This is a genomic window from Nocardiopsis codii, assembly GCF_036327455.1.
In the GTDB taxonomy this organism is placed as follows: domain Bacteria; phylum Actinomycetota; class Actinomycetes; order Streptosporangiales; family Streptosporangiaceae; genus Nocardiopsis; species Nocardiopsis codii.
Genome location: NZ_JAUZMY010000016.1, coordinates 109744 through 127475, shown reverse-complemented (window position 1 = coordinate 127475; position 17732 = coordinate 109744). Strand labels below are relative to the sequence as shown.

Below are 17732 nucleotides of genomic sequence, written 5' to 3'. Positions count from 1 at the left end.
GGTCGCGGGAGTCGGATTAGAAGGGTTGCTCATCCAAAAAAGACGACCATGAAGAGCTTCGTATTTCTCCCAGAAGGCGGAAGGCTCTCTCTCTTACCACTTCCCACTGTTTCGCCGAGGTCATGGACTCAGGGCTCCACAAATCCGGGTCGGCGTCGATCAGTCTCGTGAAGAGATCAAGAATTTCCTCGATGCCCTTTTCGAGGAACTCGGGGAATTCTTCCTTCTCGTCATGTGTGACACGGCTTTTCACTGCAATGTAGAAATCTTCCAACTGGAGCACGATCTCGTCCTCAGCGAAGCCTGTGCGTCTGATCCATTCGAGTTGGCGTTCCCCGCTCCAGGACGCCAGTTCGATCGAGAACATGAGGCTCTTCATGTTCGGTGTTTTATCGATCACTGAAAATCCGGGGGAAGATCGGTCCAGTCCGGCCTGCTGTCCAAGTAGGTCACCCTCCAGTAAGGAACATTTCCATGATGCGCACTCCCGGGATGCCAACGGATCATCGTACCCGACTGGGCCCCATTAGGACGGTACTCGCGGTAAGTCCAGCCTCGCCCTTCATTCCGCCCGCGCCCCAAGGCTCCATGGCCCCAGCTTGGGTTCGATCCCATCGCGGACCTAACCCGGTCCACATCAGCACCTCTGATTATTTCAGGATTGCGCAGAATATCATCCACGTTCTGGATCGAACCGACAGGACCTGCCTCGTGGCGCAGCGCTTCACGCAGGCGGGCGCCGTTGGCTGCGCTGGATGCTCCTCCGGGGCCGATACCTTGCAGGTCTGCTTCACGGAGGGCGGTGCTCGGAGCACCGCGGAGTTGCCCAAAGCGGCTCCAAAGCAGGCTTCCAACCCCACCCCCCAATGCTCCCAAGAGCAGGTCTGCTGGTCCGGTGGGGCGGCACTGGATGGTGTTGGAGGCCCAGGTGAACCCTGCGCCCACCGCGGCGTTGACTCCCGCGGACACCACGACCGAGCGGAGACCGGTCAGGCTCAGAGAGCGGGCCGCGAGGTTGCCCGCGCCGGGCATGATCGCCCCGCCCACCGCTCCGATCAGCGCGCCTCGTCCCGCGGCCTGGGCCAGGCCGCCCCAGGTGGTGTCCTCGGTGGTGTAGGCGTAGATGCCGCCCTCGATGACCCCGCCCAGGACGGCGCCGATGCCCATGCTGATGCAGATCGGACAGCGCCCCGAGGGGTCGCTGAGGGTGGTGGGCAGGTTCTCGGCGTAGGCGTAGGCGCTGGTATAGGCATCGGCGGCCGAGCGGGGGGCGGGGTCGGCGCTGGTGAAGCGCCCCAGATCGGGGCGGTAGTCGCGGTCGTGCAGGTACAGGCCCGCGCCCGGTTCGTCGTACTGCCCGATGTACGTGAAGGGGTTGGCCGGCGCGCCCTCGGCTGCAGCGGTGTGGGAGGCGCTGCCGAAGCCGGTGTAGGCGTACTGGTGCTGGGGGGTGCCGGTGGCGTTGGTGGTGTCGGCGACGGAGCCGTGCCAGTCCCGGTGGTACTGCTGGAACCCGGCCGCGGTGTGGTTTTGGGTCTGGACCTGGCCGTGGGGGTTGTAGGTGTAGGTCGCGGCCAGGGCCCCGGCGCCGTTGTGCTCGCTGATCAGCTGGGGCAGGGGGTGCAGGATGTCCCAGATGCCGGTGCGTTGGAGTTGGCCGTCCAAGCTCGCCGTTGTGCGGTTGCCGTCGGCGTCGTAGGAGTAGTCGTAGGTGCCCTCACTGGTCTCGGCACTGGTCAGGCGCCCGGGGGCGTCGTAGGTGTAGGAGGTGGCGCCGTCGAAGGTGAGGTTGCCGTCGGCGTCGTGTTCATAGGTCGTGCTGGTCTGGCCGGTGGTGGCGGTGGTGATCTGGTCGGCGGCGTCGTAGGCGTAGGTGGTGCTCTCAGGCCCGGTCTGTTCGGTGAGGCGGTTGCCGACCTGGTCGTAGGTGTAGACGCTGGTGGCCTCGCCCTCTTCTGGGCAGGTCTCAGCCTCGGGGGTTGTGGTGCACTCTCGCGCCAGGCGGCCGTTGGCGTCGTAGGCGAAGAGCTGGCTGCTCTCCTGGCCGGCCCGGGTCGCGTCCACGCGCAGGGGTTGGCCGTTGGGGTCGCGGTCCACTTCCCACGAGGACAGCACACCGGTGCCTCGTGTGGTGGTGGCGCTGTCCAGGCGTCCGGTCGGGTCGAAGGTGCGGGTCTCGGTGTGTCCGTTGCCGGTGGGGCTGGTGACGGTGGTGAGGTTGCCCGCCGGGTCGTAGCCATAGCGTGTGGTGTGGCGGAGTGCGATGTTCTGGGAGGACCGGAGGCCGTCGTCGTTGTAGGTGTAGGTGGTGGTCTGGTTGTTGGGGGTGCGCAGGGACGTGATGTTGCCGGCCGCGTCGTAGACGTAGGCCATGCTCCCCTGGGCACCGGGCAGGGTGATGGTGCGGGGGCGGCCTTCGCCGTCGAGGTTGGTGAAGGTGCGGGTGCCGGTGCCATCGGTGACCTGGATGGGTTGGCTGGTGGCGTTGTAGGCCAGGGAGACGGTGGGGGTGCCGTCGGAGTAGGCGGCCTCTGTGGTGCGGCCCAGGGCGTCCACCTGGTAGGTGGTGGTGTGGCCGCGGGCGTTGCCCTCTGCGACGAGGTTGCCCTCGAGGTCGTAGGCGAGTTCGCGCACGCGCTCGAGAGGATCGGTCACCGAGGTGAGCCGCCCCACGGGGTCGTAGCCATAGCGGGTGGTGTGGGCGTTGGCGTCAGCGCGCGAAGCGACATTGCCGGCCGCGTCGTAGGTGTAGTCGGTGGCGCCGCCGTCCGGAGCCCTCACCTGCTCCAGACGCCCCAGCACGTCGTAGGCGTAGGCGGTGCTCTGACCCAGGGCGTCGGTCGCCTGGGTGAGCAGCCCGCGCTCGTCATAGACGCTGGACTGGGTCTGCCCCAGCGGGTCGGTGACGCCGGTGAGCTGGCCGGCCTCGTCGTAGCTGTAGGCCCAGGTGAAATCGGCGGGGTCGGCGCCCTCGACGTTGCCGCGCGGGTCGACCGCGCTGGCGGGCAGACCGTCGGCATCGTAGGTGTAGGTGGTGGCCGCTCCGGTGGGGGTGCGCTGCTCGAGGAGGTTGCCGTCGGCGTCGTAGGCGTAGGTGGTGTTCTTGTTGAGCCGGTCGTTGACGCGGATCAGCTGCCCGGCGTCGTCGTAGTAGCGGTTCTCGACCCGGTTGTTGCCATCCACCACGGTTCGGACCAGGCCGCCCTGGTCGTAGGTGGTCCTGCGGACGATGCCACGGGCGTCGGTGGTCTGCACGACGTGGCCGTCCGCGTCGTAGGCATAGGCCGTGGTCTGGTCCAGCGGGTCGGTGACGGTCGTGTTCTGCCCGGCCTCGTCGTAACCGAAAGCCCAGGTGAAGTCCTCGGGGTCGGTGCCCTGGATGTTGCCGCGCGCGGTCACCGTGGTGAGGGGGCGGTCTGCTTCGTCGTAGGTGTGCCAGGTCGTGCCGCCGTCTGGGGCGGTGACCGAGGCCAGGTTCCCGGCACCGTCATAGGCGTAGGCGGTGGTGGCCCCGCCCGGTGCGGTCACCTCTTCTACACGTCCGGGGATGTCGTAGGTGTAGGAGGTGGTGCGCTCGGCCGCGTCGGTGAAGGTCTCCACCTGGCCGTAGGCGTCGTAGGTGTAGCGCTCGGTGCCACCGCTGCCCGGCAGGGTGAGGGAGGTGATCCGGTCGGCGTCGTCGTAGGTGAAGCTGGCGGTGTACCGCTGCGGATCCTCGCTGTCCTGGGCGCGCGGGTCGGTGACGGTCAGCACGCGCCCCGCGGCGTCGTAGGTGCGTTCCTCGCGCGCCCCTGAGGGGCTGACCACAGCGCTCTGGTTGCCATCGGCGTCGTATTCGAAGCTGGTGGTGTTCCCGCGCGGTGTGGTGGTGCTCTCCAGCAGACCGCCATCGGTGTAGGTGAACGTGGTGCGGTTGCCCAGGTCGTCCACCGCGGCCTCGAGTTGGCCCTCGGCGGTGTACTCATAGGAGACCGCTCGTGAGGCGCCGTCGGTGGCGGTGGCGATGTCACCGTCCGCGTTGTAGGTCCACGCGGTGCTGGACGCCCCGGTCGAGGCGCGGGTCAAACGTCCCGTGGTGTTGTAGGTGTAGGTGGTGGTGCGGCCGAGCGGGTCACGAACCGCGGTGCGGTTGAGGTTGGCGTCGTAGGTGTAGTCGGTGGCGTTGCCGAACGGGTCGAGCTGCGCGAACAGGACGTTGCCGCCGTAGATGTCGGTCCAGATGCCCCCGGAGGGGGTGGTGACGTTCGTGGTGTCGAAACCGTGGCTGGTGGAGTAGTCGAACCCGGTCACCGCACCGGAGGCGTCGGTCTGCTCGCTCACCCGCCCCTGCGAGTCGTAGACCAGTCCCAGCAGCTCATGGCCGTCGGGGCCGGTGATCTGGTCCAGGAGTCCGTCGGGGTCGTAGCCGTAGCGGGTGGTGGCGCCGTCCAACCCGCGCACGCTGGTGAGCTGGCCGCCGGTGTAGCCGTACTGGACGTACCGGCCATCTGGGAGGGTCACCCGGGTGAGGCGGTCACCGGCGTAGTCGAGCTCGTAGTCCCGCCCGGAGGAGTCGGTGACCAGCGAGGGCAGGTTTGCGTCGTAGGTGATGGCGAGCTGTCGCTGGCCTCGGTTGCTGACCGAGGACAGGCGCCCCTGGGAGTCGTAGGACAGGGTGCGCCGGTCAGGGGTGGTGAGCTCCCACCCCTGGGCGGTACTGCGCAGCACGGACCTGGCACCGGTCGGCGCGGTGTAGGTATCGCTGTTACCAGGGGTGAAGGTCAGTTGGGAGCCGGATTCCTCCCGCAGAACAACCGCTCCGTCGGAATCCATCGACAGGGAGGTCTCCCACGGCAGGCTCCACCCCGCTCCGAGCGCGCCTCCTGGGTTGCCCGAACTATAGGCGCGATCCACCGCGAATGGAGTGTGCGCGGACGCGAGTGAAACGTCCTGGAAAGAGCTGGTGTAACCGCCGGTGGCGGTATTGACACCTGCGCCTCGCGCGTTGGTCGGCTGTGTCAGACCACCGGTACCGGAGCACGCCGGAGAACAAAGAGAAGCAGCATCCAACTGTGGCGAAATATTTACAGTGAGGCTGCCCAAAAAAAATGGGTCCGGGTGGACTTCTCCAGAGCCATCGTCCACCATTTGCAAAACTGAATGGATAATCACCGTGTCTCTGGCGCTTCCGCAGTCGACCTCTTCTGGAATCGGGAGAGTTGCGCTGACGGAAGGGGGGGTGGCATCTACGTCTGCAACGTATGGGGCGCTGACTACCTGTTCGAAATCGTGATAAATCCCCTCCCATGTGCGGTAGCAAGGCGACACTCGCCATGCGACTGACACATCTCGCCAGTCTTCTGGGTCATCGGGAGTTGTTCCATAACCCGTGTGTCCGATGAGTGTGTCCACGTTGATCGATGCTCGCGCGGGGGCATTTATCAATCCGTGTCTTTTCTCAGCCCACGGGATGTTTCCCCTGATTCCCCACGAGGTTGGCATTGCCGGATTTTCATTTACCGCTGGGCTGGGGGAATCCGTATCGGGTAGAGGGGATGCTTCCAGGGGAGGTTCTGGTGCATCCGCTTGCTCTTCTCCCGTGGCATCTTCTAACTGTTCCTGTCGATCAGTAGAAGACATGGCGTTCTGAGGTGGAGTCGGCTCCGGTCCAGACTCTGACACCGTCTCCAGGGGACCGGAATTGAGGTCTTGAGATCGCATATCTGATGCCAGCATCATCAAAGCGACCAAGACGACCAGAATCCGCGCACGCCAAAGAGTACGAAGCATCAGCAACCCCTACCGGGGTTGCCCCCGACCGCGAACAAGTGTCAGCCATGAGGCAGTCTTCGCCGTCGCTGTCTTGCCCTCAAGGGCAAGTGGAAGAGTCTCCTCTGAGGCCTGGAACAAAGTACCCAAAATCGGATGAACGGTAAAGAGTGATTGGAATCACTTTCTGAAGCGGAGCTGAAAGTAGGTGCACGAAGATTTCTGGCACCTGGCCAGACTCGGATCAAGAGTCTTCAAACAGCCATTGATGGCCGGATGTGGACATGTCTTGCTGGTTCTCGGGTGATTATGTTTGCGTGTTTCGGGCCTGAATGACACAGGAACGGGCTTGCCATTTTCATCGCCGATGGTGTAAGTCCAAGCATTGCGACGCGCGCCTGCTCGCGACTTGGTTCAGCAGGCCGAAGCGGTGGGAAGACGCCGACCTGGCCGGGGGTGCGGTGCGCATCGCCCGTTAGCTCCAGTCGAATGCATGATCTGCGCCATGGGGCGGCGACGTTGGCGTTGGCGGCGGGGGTGGAACTGAAGGTGGTGCAGGCGATGCTGGGGCACGCGAGCATCGTGCTGACGGCGGACACCTATTCCAGCGTGTTCCCGCAGGTCGCGCGAGAGGCGGCCGAGCGGACTGCGTGGCTGGTGCTGCGCGACTCCGGCAGAACGCATCAGCGGGGGCGGGCACGGAGGGTGAAAGCGAGGCCGGTCCCATCTCGGTCCCACCCTGGCCCCATCAGTGCGACGGCTCCTCGGAGATGAAGCAGTGCACCCCGTATGAACTGGGGTTTTGTGGTGCACCCGGCAGGATTCGAACCTGCGGCCATCGGATTAGAAGGTGCTTTCGTGTCTCTACGTGCCACAGGGTGCCGTTTTGTCCCTTTCTATCCGATCACTACCATCGTTTCGTGTCAAGAGGTGCCGCCCGGTGTCGTGTCAGTCCGGAACTGCGGAGCACAAACGGAGCACACACCGGCCCCTGGCGGCGTCCGATGGCACCTCACGAGGCCCTCGCTGCGTGGCCGTTGAGACCAGACCTGTGCCCGGATACCTCGGGGCACCTCGAAGGAACGTTCGTATGTCGCTACGCACCCCCGGGCTTCAACTCTTCGTCTTCCGGCATGGAGTTCTGGAACTCTGTGCGAACCTCTCTCAACCGGCGTCCGTCCGCCACGGACCAGAAGTACCACCCGTTCGTGGCCTTCTTACGCAATGCGTATCCGGCAGCCGAGGGCGTCGTGTAGCGCTTACCGGCCAGTTCAATGGCACCATCGGCGGTCAGAGTGGCTTCCCTGCCCTTGAAGTCCCGGTGCGTTGCCACCAACTTGTCACCAGGAGCGAGAAGTCCTGCCTCGATGAGGTGCTTCAATTCGACCCAGTCACCGGCCTTCGTCTGCGGGTCGACCACCTTGCCGTGATGGCCCCCCGGAACCGGCCACACCTGAAGGATCCGATCGATCAGCTCCGCCGTCCGCTCGTCGATCAGCTCCTCATCCCAAGCATGGTGCTCGGTCCGCTTGATCACCCGACCCGTGAGCGTGATCGTGTTGTGGTCCATCAGCGCCGACCGCTTCGCCGACCACGGTCCGTTGGACACCTTCGCGTTGAGCGACGTCGTCAGAAGCGTCAGGTTGCCCAGACGGTGGACGCGCAGCTGCCGCTCCTCAATGTCCTCCGGCGCCGATACGGGCCAGGTGTCGTGCCACTTCCGCGGAAGCAGGTGCTCGATCGGATAACCCTTCCGCTCGATCTGCGGCTGGCCCGTCTCCGCCCGGTAGAGGTCCTCCACCGCTTCGAGGACCATACGCAGTCGCCCCCGCGGGAACCGCGAGTAGGCCGATTCCGTGGCGAGCGTCCTGCGAACTTCCTCATCGCCCGGCCAATAGGTGCTCGTGACGTTCAGCCGAGCAAGGTGCCCGATAACGCGCTCCACGAGTTCACCGGCGGGCACAGCGGAGATGACCGCGATGAGGTCGGCGACGATGCGCCCCAGATCGCTGCCGGACAGGCGAAGAAGCTGGCGACGGACGACCCAGCTCTCGGCCACCCGGATGATCTGATCGACAGACTCCCGCGGAAGGTCGCGGCCCGGCTCGTGCAGCCAGATGAGCAGTGGCTTGAGCACCTCGACACCGCCGGCCTGCATCCGGTACACCGCCATCTCGGCGGAGTCGAGGCTTCCTCCGGGACGGGTAGCGGCTTCGGTCCAGGCCTCGTATTGCTGCGCCTGTTGCTTGATCACAGGCAGCAGGCCGGTCATCTTATGACCGGACTTGAGCTCCACGTAGGACTTGAACCGGCTGAACGTCGACTGCGGGCTGATCTCCTCGCCGGTACGCGACACGAGCCACTGGTTGAGGAACAGCGAGCTGCGGCTGATGAAGTTGCGCCCGACGCTGACCTCCTTCATCCAGAACCTGGTCTCGAACGGCCAGTCCTCCCGGTAGGCCTTCTCGGTGTCTGCGCCTTCGGCTTCAAGCCGCTGGAACACGAAGTTGCGCACGAGGTCGGCCGCGGTGAGCGGGGTACCGCGAGCGTTGAGCGTCTCGAAGATCTCCTGGGAGTTCTCCGAGGCCTCCAACTCGATGGAGACCAGCTGAAGGCCGTCCAGCAGAACGTCGGTGAGATTCTTGGCGTTGACGGTGTACTCGTCCGACTCGGGCGGGCCGAGCCACTGTTCGACGACCGTGGAGAAGTAGGCGTGCGCGGCGACGATCTGGGAGTCGGAGTGGGTCAGAGCGGTGTGGTCGACCGGCGGCTCAGCTGACATCACTTCGTCGAACGCTGCCCGGTCCTTGTTGAGATGGCGCACCTTCAGCCGGATGTCGCCATCATCGACGTAGACATCGTCGTTGTGGGTGAGACGTCCGAGCTGGCCGGCGAGCCGCTCGTTGCCCGACTGCGCCAGGAGCGCGCACGTGGCGTCCGCGAAGATCTGCAAGGTCGTCAGCCGCTGTTGGCCGTCGATCACGTTCCACGTCGTGAGCCGCTTGCTCTGAGCTTCATGCGACTGGATGACCACCGCGCCGAGGAAGTGAGCGGCGTTCAGATGGGGCTCGTCGATCCGGAGTTCGGCGATGCGCCGGATGTCCTTCCAGAGCGGCTCCCACTGCTCGTCCTCCTTCCAGACGTAGGGGCGCTGGAACAGCGGGATCACGAAATGCTGCGGCAAGTTGAACAGTTGCAGCGGCGTCCGCTTGAAGGTCTCCACATCTCCCATCATTCCGTACCCGCCGGACAATTCGGGCCGACGTGCCCAGGGTGCATCGAAGCGTGGGGTGGTGTGTTGGCTCATGTCTGGAGGGCGGAGCACGCCTGGGGAGTGTAGCCAGGGAAGCGGCCGAAAAGACCGCGTGGCTGGTGCTGCGCGATTCCGGGAAGGCCTGTCGGTCTGCACAGGCGCGGCGTCTACGCCGGGGTTTGGCCCCAGCTTGGACCCATCAGCGTGACAGCTCCTCTGTGGTGAGGCTGTATATCCCCGGTTGGCCTGGTGTTCCGTAGCGCACCGGGCAGGATTCGAACCTGCGGCCATCGGTTAGAAGCACCGCGCGATGTCGTGTCAGTACGGAACTGTGGAGCACAAACGGGCGGTGGGCGGTGTCCGATGGCACCTCGTGCGGCCGTTGAGCTGGCTTCCTGTCCGGAAACCTTGGAGCACCTCCTCAGGCAGCGGAGCACGAGCGCAGGATTTCTTCGCCTTGAAGGTGCGGATTCCAGTTCGCTGGTGACTCGGCATGTCCTTCCCCGAGTCAGTCTCCTTCGGGGTTGCCCAACCTTTTGACCCACTCCAGCACCCGACGCGATTGCTCCCACTCGTCTTGATGGACAGCGGGCCTAGCTTTCGCGAGAGCACTCCTGATCTTGATGGCTTCCTTGATGACCTTAAGAGCTTCTTCGATTCGCCCTAACTTTCCCAAATGGATGGCTTGGTTGTTCAGGGACCCTGCGAGGCCAGGGGAGTAGGCGTCGGGGTGCTGTTCGGCCAGGGTGCGATAGTGGTGGACGGCTTGGGCGATGGGCTTCAGGGCCTCTTCGTGCCGTCCCAGGTCTCGCAGACGGATGGCTTGGTTGTTCAGGGATCCCGCGAGGCCGGGGAGGTGAGCATCGGGTCGTTGTTCGGCCAGTTTCCGGCGGATGTGAACGGCCTGGGTGATGGTTTCCAAGGCTTCTTCGTGCCGCCCCAGGTCCCCCAATCGGATGGCTTGGTTGTTCAGGGCCATGGCGAGGTGGGGCATGTGGGTGTCGGGTCGTTGTTCGGCCAGGGTGCGATAGTGGTGGACGGCTTGGGCGATGGGCTCCAGGGCTTCTTGGTGCCGTCCTAGGTCCCCCATTTGGATGGCTTGGTTGTTCAGGGCCATGGCGAGGCCGGGGAGGTGAGCATCGGGTCGTTGTTCGGCCAGTTTCCGGTGGATTTGGAAGGCCTGGGTAGTGGCGACCAGGGCTTCTTCGTGCCGCCTGAGCTCTCCCAGGTGGCCAGCTTGGTTGTTCAGGGCCACAGCAAGATCGGGGAGGTAAGCATTGGGCTGTTGTTCGGCCAGGGCGCGGTAGTGGTGGACGGCTTGAGCGATGGGCTCCAGGGCTTCTTCGTGCCGTCCCAGATCCCTCAGCTGGATGGCTTGGTTGTTCAGGGCCATGGCGAGGTCAGTGAGGTGGGCGTCAGGTCGTTGTTCGGCTAGTTTCTGGCGAATGTGGACGGCTTGGGTGATGGCATCGAGGGCTTCTTCGTGCCGTCCCAGATCCCTCAGCTGGATGGCTTGGTTGTTCAGGGATCCTGCGAGGCCGGGTAGGTGATTGTCGGGGTGTTGTTCGGCTAGAGCTCGGTAGTGGTGGACGGCCTGGGTGATGGCCCTTAATGCCTCTTCGTACCGCCCTAGATCTCGTAGACGGGTGGCTTGGTTGGTTGTGGCCATAGCGAGGGCAGGGAGATGGGTGCTGGGGTGTTGTTCGGCTAGGGCTCGATAGTGGTGGGTGGCTTGGGTAATGGCTTCCAGGGCTTCTTCATACCGACCCCAGTGACCCAGGTGGATGGCCTGATTGCTCAGAGCCATAGCGAAGTCGGGAAGGTGCGTACCTGAGCGCTGTTTAGCCAATGCATGGTGGATACGGACGGCCTCAGTACTGGCATCCAAGCCTGCTTCGTGCGACCCCAGAATTCCGAGGCGGACAGCTTGATTGTTCAGGGCAATAGCAAGACGGGGCCGGTAGGTATCGGGTCGTTGTTCGGCCAAAGCACGGAGGATCTCGACCACGCGATCGACCAGCTGGCCAGTCCAAGCGGCCAGTCTCTGGCTGAAGTGCGGGAGCGCGTCATGAAGGCCCATCAGGACATCCAGAGAAGCCTCAGGGCTGACTGTGGCTTGCTCCAAGGCCCGGACGAGCGGGGCGGGGTTTTCCGTGTGGGTGGCGACTTCGATGACCGTGGTCCCCAGCACCTGGATATGGCGCTCGCACAACTCGGTGAGGTGTTCAGCCAGGGCCGTGGCGAAGGCGGGATGTGCGGCCGCCCGTGCGTAGAGAGCTACGAGCCGCTCGGCGTCCGCCGCACTGATGCTGTCGAGGAGGGGGTCGAAGAGGTCGGGGTTGCGCAGGAGTTGCTGGCCGAGGAAGTGCTCCAAGAGCCGGTCCGGCTGCACCCGGCCCCACAGCACTCCTTCGCCCTTCTTGTCTTGGGGATACAGGTCGATGATCCAGCGGCGAACCTGCTGTTTGAGAGCGGTGGTCTGGCCTCCTAAGGAGGCGACGTTTCCCACGAGCGCATCCGCAGCTTCGATAGAGCCTGTGGTCAGGGTGAACGCTGCGGCCAGTACGTTACGCAGTGGCTGTTCCAGTTCCGGTGCGCTCAGCCCTCGGGCGGCGGCGGTGTGGCTCCAGTACCGATATTCGTGGGCCAACACCCTGCCCTCCACCGCGGTGTCAGGAGTGACGGTGGTGGAGGGCTGGGTGGCGTCCAGAAGGTCGGCCAGGGCACGCATGTGCACGCTCAGGACCGTGCCCCACTCTGTCCCGGACAGATTCGGATCCGGAAGGTCGGCTGCGACCTGGTGCCAGTCGGCCTCGACCGAGGTGCGAACAGAGGGTAGTGCCTGGGCCAAGTGAGTCAGGGCGGTGCGGTACTCGTGTTGGCGGTTGACCACGAGGGGGGCCAGCGGTGGCAGCGGAAGGCGTTGGGTGACATCGGCCAAGAGGTGGTTGGTGTCGGTGTTGACCTGTTCCCACCACTCACTCACGGTACGTGTCAAGAGTAGTAGTCGGATGGGCGCACTTCCCGGGGGGCGGTCGCACAGTTTGAGAAGACGGGTCAACTGTGCGGTACGGCTTTCGGCGTAGTCCACTACCAGCAGCAGAGGAACGGCCACGTCCTTGACCGGCGTCAACTCCTCGGCCGTGGCCTCGCCCGTGACCCACACGGTCGCCCACCGCCGCCGGCGGTCGGGCTGAGAGAGCCGCTTGGTGAACTCGTGGGCCAGCCGGGTCTTGCCCTGCCCGCCCGGGCCGTGTACCACAACCGCTGCGATCGGCTCATCGTCAACGCACCAGTCCAGGAGGGTGTGAATGAGTTCGTCGCGACCGTGGAAGGCGACCACCTGACGGTGGGCTTCCAGCAGCGAAGCCGGTGAGAGCCGGCGCGACAAGAAACCGGGCCTGTGGTCCAGGTGGGCGAGTTCGACCGGTTCCAATACCTGGGGCACGCCGTGGTCGTCGAGGACGGTGCGGAAGGTGGGGTCGTGGTGCAGCACGTAAGCGGGCACGGCCTCCAGTGCCGCGTGGCCTCGGTGGGCGGGATCGGTGGCGACCACCCCCACCAGCAGGTCCTCGCACATCAGGGCGGCTCCGGAGAGGCCGCCCCAGGGGGAGCCCTCCTCGTCCCAGTGGGGTGGGTGGCTGGTGATGTCCATGGCGTACCGGTCACCGATCATGCGGGTGCCGGGGTTGATCGTCCCCAAGAGCTGGGCTGTCTCAACGTGACGTCCTTCGCGTTGGACCAGATTGGGGTATCCCCAGGTGTAACACGGCGTTCCTGGCCGGTCGGTGACCAGGCGCCCCCACTGCATCCGGACCGGCTGAGCGGGCCAGACCGGGTCAGTGACTTCCACTAGGGCGGCGTCGTCACGACCATGCGGGGTGCCCCGCCACACCACCCGGCCCGCGTATACGTGCTCGTCGATGGCGGTGAAGAACGACACCTCCTCACCACCGGGTTCGGGAACCACGTGGGCGGAGGTCAGCACCAGGCGGGGCGCGATCAGGCACCCTGATCCGGTTCCAGTGGGGCTGATGATGCGGGCAATGCGCGCAGCCACAGGCATCGGCACTTCCTGAACGGGCGGGGGTTTAACACGAGCAGATAGATAGTGAGGGTGAGCTGGTCAACGTCCGATGTGTCCGGTCCGGCCACCAGGGCCGGTGTTCTGGTGAGTGCTGTGGATGGACACGTCGCCGTTGGGGCTGGACTTGCTGCGGGGAGTGAGGGTGAAGGACACGCGGTGGGTACGGGTACGACCTGCACCTCCCTCGACCTCCCCAGAGGCGATCCATGTGGCGATCTTGCCCTTGGCCTTGGCATCAGCGCGGAACGCGACCTCGAACTCCATCCCGATCGGCCCGATGTCGAAGGTGATGTCGGAGCTTTGGGCTTCGGCTTCCTCGACAGCCTCGGTAAGTTCCTCGCGCAAAGTTCGGACGGCATCGGTCAGACGTAGCTCCACACTGGTCTCCTCACACAGGGGGCGGGGGTAAAAGGGTGCAGCTCTACGGTTGCAGAAAGCATGCTGCGGAGTGGGGTGTGTGCGGTGTTGGCCGTATCCGGCCAGCCCCCACAGGTTGCAGATCATCCGTGCTTACGGGCGTAGGGGAAGGGTGTTTCGTGCCGAGAGCGATGGAGGCTCGGGGGGGCGGGATTGCCTCCCGGCACTCACGGGAGCGGGGCATCGCTGAACTTAGGGCAGCAGTCTCCCAGTCGGCGCGGTGTAGTTGCTGACAAGATGGGATGGCGGGCGGGACTGACGCTGCGGGGCTCCGACCAATCCCCAGCACAACGGTTGAGCTTGATCGCCACGGCCAGAGCATGCCACGACCCTTCAGAGAAGCCTCATCCACTGACACGTACTAATTCGCTAGGGCATCGCTTGCTTCGGCGGTGCCTCCAACCGCTCAACGTCTGCGATCAAATCGGCGACATTCTGGTAGCGCTGGGCGAGGTCGTTGACGGCGCACCTGTGAATAATCCGCCCCACAGTGTCATCAGCTGTGGGGAGTGACTCTCTGCCTTTGAAGATATAGGCCAGGACATGCGCGATCGAGTACATCTCGTTCACGACCCCGTAGTCCTTGAAGCTGCGGAGCATCGGATCCCGGATCGTCCCCTTCATCTCGGTCTGGGTCCGGGTGAACTCGTTCGCCTGATCCTTCACGAGCCCAAAGTCCGAGAGCTTCACCAGAACGGCCTCGGAATCGAAGACTTTCAGCAGTATGTTCTGGAGGCTGATGTCACGGTGCAACAACCCCTGTAGGTGAAGGTAGTTGATTCCGTAGAGGAACTGCAAGGAAATGCGCTTGCGAGTTGCGAAAGACATCGTGGAGTTTTTCTTACTGATGTGCTCCCGGAGCGTTGTGTCGCAGTACTCCATCCGGTACTCGTTTCGCGTCTCGTCATAGCGGTAGGCCTCAACTACGTAGGGAAAGCTCAGCTTCTTAAGGACCTCAAACTCCTGCTTGAAGCGGTGCAGTTCGCGCTCGTCCAGGTTTTTCTTCGCCCGCTTGACCGCAAACTTGATGCCGTAGTCAGGGTCGACATAGGAGTAGACGTGGGCGTAGGACCCGCTCCCCACCATCTTCAGCTCTACGGCAGCCTCCTGCTTCTTGAGCTTCACGCTTTTAGCCACGTGGGTGAAGACTTGCTCGTAACGGATGACCTCGATGATCTCAAAGTCCTCCGGCACCGTACTGCCCCCGCTTGGCGAAAGCCATGGCCGACATCGATCCAGCGCATCCTGGTAGGAGTCGGTCAGTGCGACCTCAATGCCTGCTCTCTTCAGGGTATGCAGGTCGAGCTCGATCTCCTCGATGAGCGCAAGCAAGTCCCTGCTGCTGTCGGCCCAGTAATGGTGAGTGGTCTTGGCACGACCGTTGATATCGGTGAAGTGCTCGTTCAGCCGCCTATGGAGGACTGCAAACATGTGCCCCCACTCGGTGTTGTCGTAGAGGCGAGCGAAGGCCCGTGCGGCGGGCATCGCCTCATACTTCTCTCGCAGGTCGGCCAGCATAAAATTCACCCGATCGGCCACCGTATCCTCCCCTCTCACTACACCGCCATGATCCCATCGCACCGAGGTGAGTTACTCCTCCTCGTCTCGTGCCGCTTGCAGTGGAGGCTACGTCGTGGGCTGAGATTGCTTCCAGCTGCCCTCGACCCCTGAGGCATACGTCGAAGCCATGATTTCCGCCGGGAGCGGGCCAGTGTAGTAACGCTATAGGGTCGTCTCGTGACTACCGTTGACCTGCGAGATGCCACCGAACGACTTCCCTCCTCGATGCGTGAAGCCATCACCCATGGGGAAGTCTTCACTCGCGGATGGGTCGTTGAGCTCATCCTGGACCTGGTGGGCTACACCCCCGAGCGCGACCTCGCCACGCTGACAATCGTGGAGCCCGCGTGCGGAAGCGGAGCGTTCCTCGGCCCGATCGTGCAACGGCTCAGCGACTCCTGCAAGGTCCACAACCGTGACCTGGACGAAGCCAAGCAAGCGCTACGAGCCTTCGACCTGCTCGAAGCAAACGTCAAGGCCAGCCGGGACCTGGTCCGCACTCAGATGCAGGACCAGGGCTGGGAGGAGTCGACGGTCGAGAGTGCTGTTCAAGCCTGGATCACCCAAGGCGACTACCTCCTGACACACCACCGCGGCCAGGCCGTGGACTTCGTCGTCGGTAACCCGCCCTACATCCGCCTCGAAGACGTTCCCCGCGAGCGCATGGCGCGATACCGGGCAGCATGCCCCACCATGGGTGGCCGAGCTGACATCTACGTCGGCTTCTACGAAGCAGCCCTGCGCACCCTCCAGGAACAGGGGCAGCTCGGGTTCATCTGCGCAGACCGATGGATGCACAACCAGTACGGAGCACGTCTACGCGAGCTCGTGACCTCCGGCTTCAGCGTTGACTTCGTACTGACCATGCATGACGTGGATGCCTTCGAAGAACAGGTGGCTGCTTACCCCGCCATCACCATCATCAGCAAGCAACAGCAGAGCAGCGCTGTGGCAGCCGACACCCGGAAGGGCTTCTCCCAGGCTGAGGCACGAGAGCTCTACAACTGGAGCCTGGAGCCTGAGAGCCAGGTCATCGAGAAACCGACCTATCAAGCAGCACGGCTGCCGCACTGGTTCTCCGGAACCAAACTCTGGCCCGCGGCTTCCCCAGCACGTCTGGCCATGCTGGAAGACCTCAACGACCGCTTCAGCGTTCTAGAAGACCGCCCGGCCGGCACACGCGTCGGCATCGGAGTGGCGACCGGCGCCGACAAGGTCTTCATCACCGCCGATGCCAACCTGGTAGAGGAAGACCGGCTCCTGCCCTTGGCCATGGTCCGCGACACCAAGACCGGCACCTACCAATGGCAGGGAAACTACCTGGTCAACCCCTGGACCCGGAACGGAGAACTGGTTGACCTGACCCGGTTCCCGCGCTTGCGCTCCTACCTCGCACAGAACGCTCACCTACTCCGCAAACGCTACGTCGCGGTCCAGCAGCCCGAGCGCTGGTACAAGACCATCGACAAGGTCGACCATGCTCTGGTGGGCAAACCGAAGCTGTTGCTCCCGGACATGAAAACCACCATCCACCCGGTCCTCGACAAAGAGGGCGTCTACCCCCACCACAACCTCTACTACATCGTCTCCGACGCCTGGGACCTGGAGGTTTTGGGAGGTCTGTTGATCTCCAAGGTCGCGCAGGCCTTCGTTCAGGCCTACGCGGTCAAGATGCGTGGTGGCACCCTGAGGTTCCAAGCCCAGTACTTGCGCAAGATCCGAGTTCCCCAACCGTCCGACCTGAGCGATAAGGTCCGGTGGCAACTGGCCGAGGCCTTCAGGAACCGTGACGTCGAAGCAGCAACACGGGCGGCGCTGGATGCCTACGGCCTGGATCATATTCCCGACTAGGAGGACAGGTTGGCGGTTACCCGTCAGGACTTCGAGGACGCCATCGCTCAGTACTGGGGCGTGAAAAGCACCCAAAGCGACCTCTCCAAGATCAAAGGCGCGGTCGGCGCCGGGACAGCCAGCTCTGTCAGGGCCGGTAAACACTTCGATAGTGTCGCAGGGCTGATCGCGAAGTTCTTCCTAGAAGCTGGTTACCCCGAAGAAGCTATTCGTGTTGACCGCAAGCAAGGGCTGGAGCTTCCCGGCTACTTTCGTCCACAGAAACAATGGGACGTGGTCGTCAGTATGGGGAACACGCTCGTGGCAGCTTTTGAACTCAAAGCTCTCGGTGGACCCTCGTTCGGCAACAACTACAACAACCGGGTGGAAGAGGCTCTGGGGAGCGCCGTAGACCTTCGGCACGCCGCCCTGGCAAAGCTGTATCCAGGAGAGAAGCCATGGTTGGGGTACTTCTTCATTATGGAAGACGCTGAAGGTTCCCAGCGTCCAGTCAGCATTGCGAAGAAGGCCGCTCTCCCGCCTGAGCCCATCTGGCATGGGACTTCATACCAGGACAGGTTCGGTATTTTCTGTCAGCGTCTTATCGACGAGTCGTTGTATGACTCTGTCTGTTATGTCACCTCATCAAAAGAATCTCCGCACCCAGTCGAGCCAGTGGATCAGCTCGACTGGGTACATTTTGCAGCTGGGGTGCGAAGCAGGATCTGCTACCTGGGGGAGTTGGGGTACCCCAACGAGGGGTGAAGCGGTTTCGTCTCCCACGATGCCGTTTACGTTCCTCTACCCTAGACAAGGGAATGCAAGCAGGTCCCCGCC

The 17732-nt window shown here is 63.7% G+C and carries 9 protein-coding genes; 3 read left to right on the top strand and 6 right to left on the bottom strand.

All coding sequences use genetic code 11. The features are described from left to right. Window positions 1-16: 16 nt before the first annotated feature. Both Q8791_RS17240 and Q8791_RS17235 read right to left on the bottom strand, forming a co-directional pair. Window positions 17-379: a hypothetical protein gene (locus Q8791_RS17240; RefSeq protein ID WP_330092738.1), complete on the bottom strand. Its 363-nt coding sequence runs from the start codon at window positions 377-379 to the stop codon at window positions 17-19. Between the two features lie 17 nt (window positions 380-396). Next, window positions 397-5127 carry a DUF6531 domain-containing protein gene (locus Q8791_RS17235; protein WP_330092737.1) on the bottom strand — a complete coding sequence of 1577 codons (4731 nt, stop codon included), beginning with the start codon at window positions 5125-5127 and terminating at the stop codon, window positions 397-399. A 1110-nt stretch (window positions 5128-6237) separates the two neighbouring features. Between Q8791_RS17235 and Q8791_RS17230 the strand changes: the two genes are divergently transcribed. Further along, window positions 6238-6522: a tyrosine-type recombinase/integrase gene (locus Q8791_RS17230; RefSeq protein WP_407942017.1), complete on the top strand. Its 285-nt coding sequence runs from the start codon at window positions 6238-6240 to the stop codon at window positions 6520-6522. 322 nt (window positions 6523-6844) lie between these two features. Here Q8791_RS17230 and Q8791_RS17225 read toward each other — a convergent pair whose 3' ends face one another. From Q8791_RS17225 to Q8791_RS17210, 4 genes are all read right to left on the bottom strand, one after another. Further along, on the bottom strand, window positions 6845-8971 hold the full coding sequence (locus tag Q8791_RS17225; protein ID WP_330092736.1) for a GmrSD restriction endonuclease domain-containing protein: 2127 nt from the start codon (window positions 8969-8971) through the stop codon (window positions 6845-6847). A 538-nt stretch (window positions 8972-9509) separates the two neighbouring features. Beyond that, window positions 9510-13067 carry a DUF3856 domain-containing protein gene (locus Q8791_RS17220; RefSeq protein WP_330092735.1) on the bottom strand — a complete coding sequence of 1186 codons (3558 nt, stop codon included), beginning with the start codon at window positions 13065-13067 and terminating at the stop codon, window positions 9510-9512. Window positions 13068-13127: 60 nt separating this feature from the next. Beyond that, window positions 13128-13466: a trypco2 family protein gene (locus Q8791_RS17215; protein WP_330092734.1), complete on the bottom strand. Its 339-nt coding sequence runs from the start codon at window positions 13464-13466 to the stop codon at window positions 13128-13130. A gap of 408 nt (window positions 13467-13874) precedes the next feature. Further along, window positions 13875-15023, bottom strand: a complete 1149-nt coding sequence (locus Q8791_RS17210; protein ID WP_330092733.1) for a protein kinase family protein — start codon at window positions 15021-15023, stop codon at window positions 13875-13877. A gap of 219 nt (window positions 15024-15242) precedes the next feature. Here Q8791_RS17210 and Q8791_RS17205 point away from each other — a divergent pair, with 219 nt between their 5' ends. Continuing rightward, window positions 15243-16916: an Eco57I restriction-modification methylase domain-containing protein gene (locus Q8791_RS17205; RefSeq protein WP_330092732.1), complete on the top strand. Its 1674-nt coding sequence runs from the start codon at window positions 15243-15245 to the stop codon at window positions 16914-16916. Between the two features lie 9 nt (window positions 16917-16925). Next, window positions 16926-17660 carry a PaeR7I family type II restriction endonuclease gene (locus Q8791_RS17200; RefSeq protein ID WP_330092731.1) on the top strand — a complete coding sequence of 245 codons (735 nt, stop codon included), beginning with the start codon at window positions 16926-16928 and terminating at the stop codon, window positions 17658-17660. The last annotated feature ends 72 nt before the right edge of the window (window positions 17661-17732 follow it).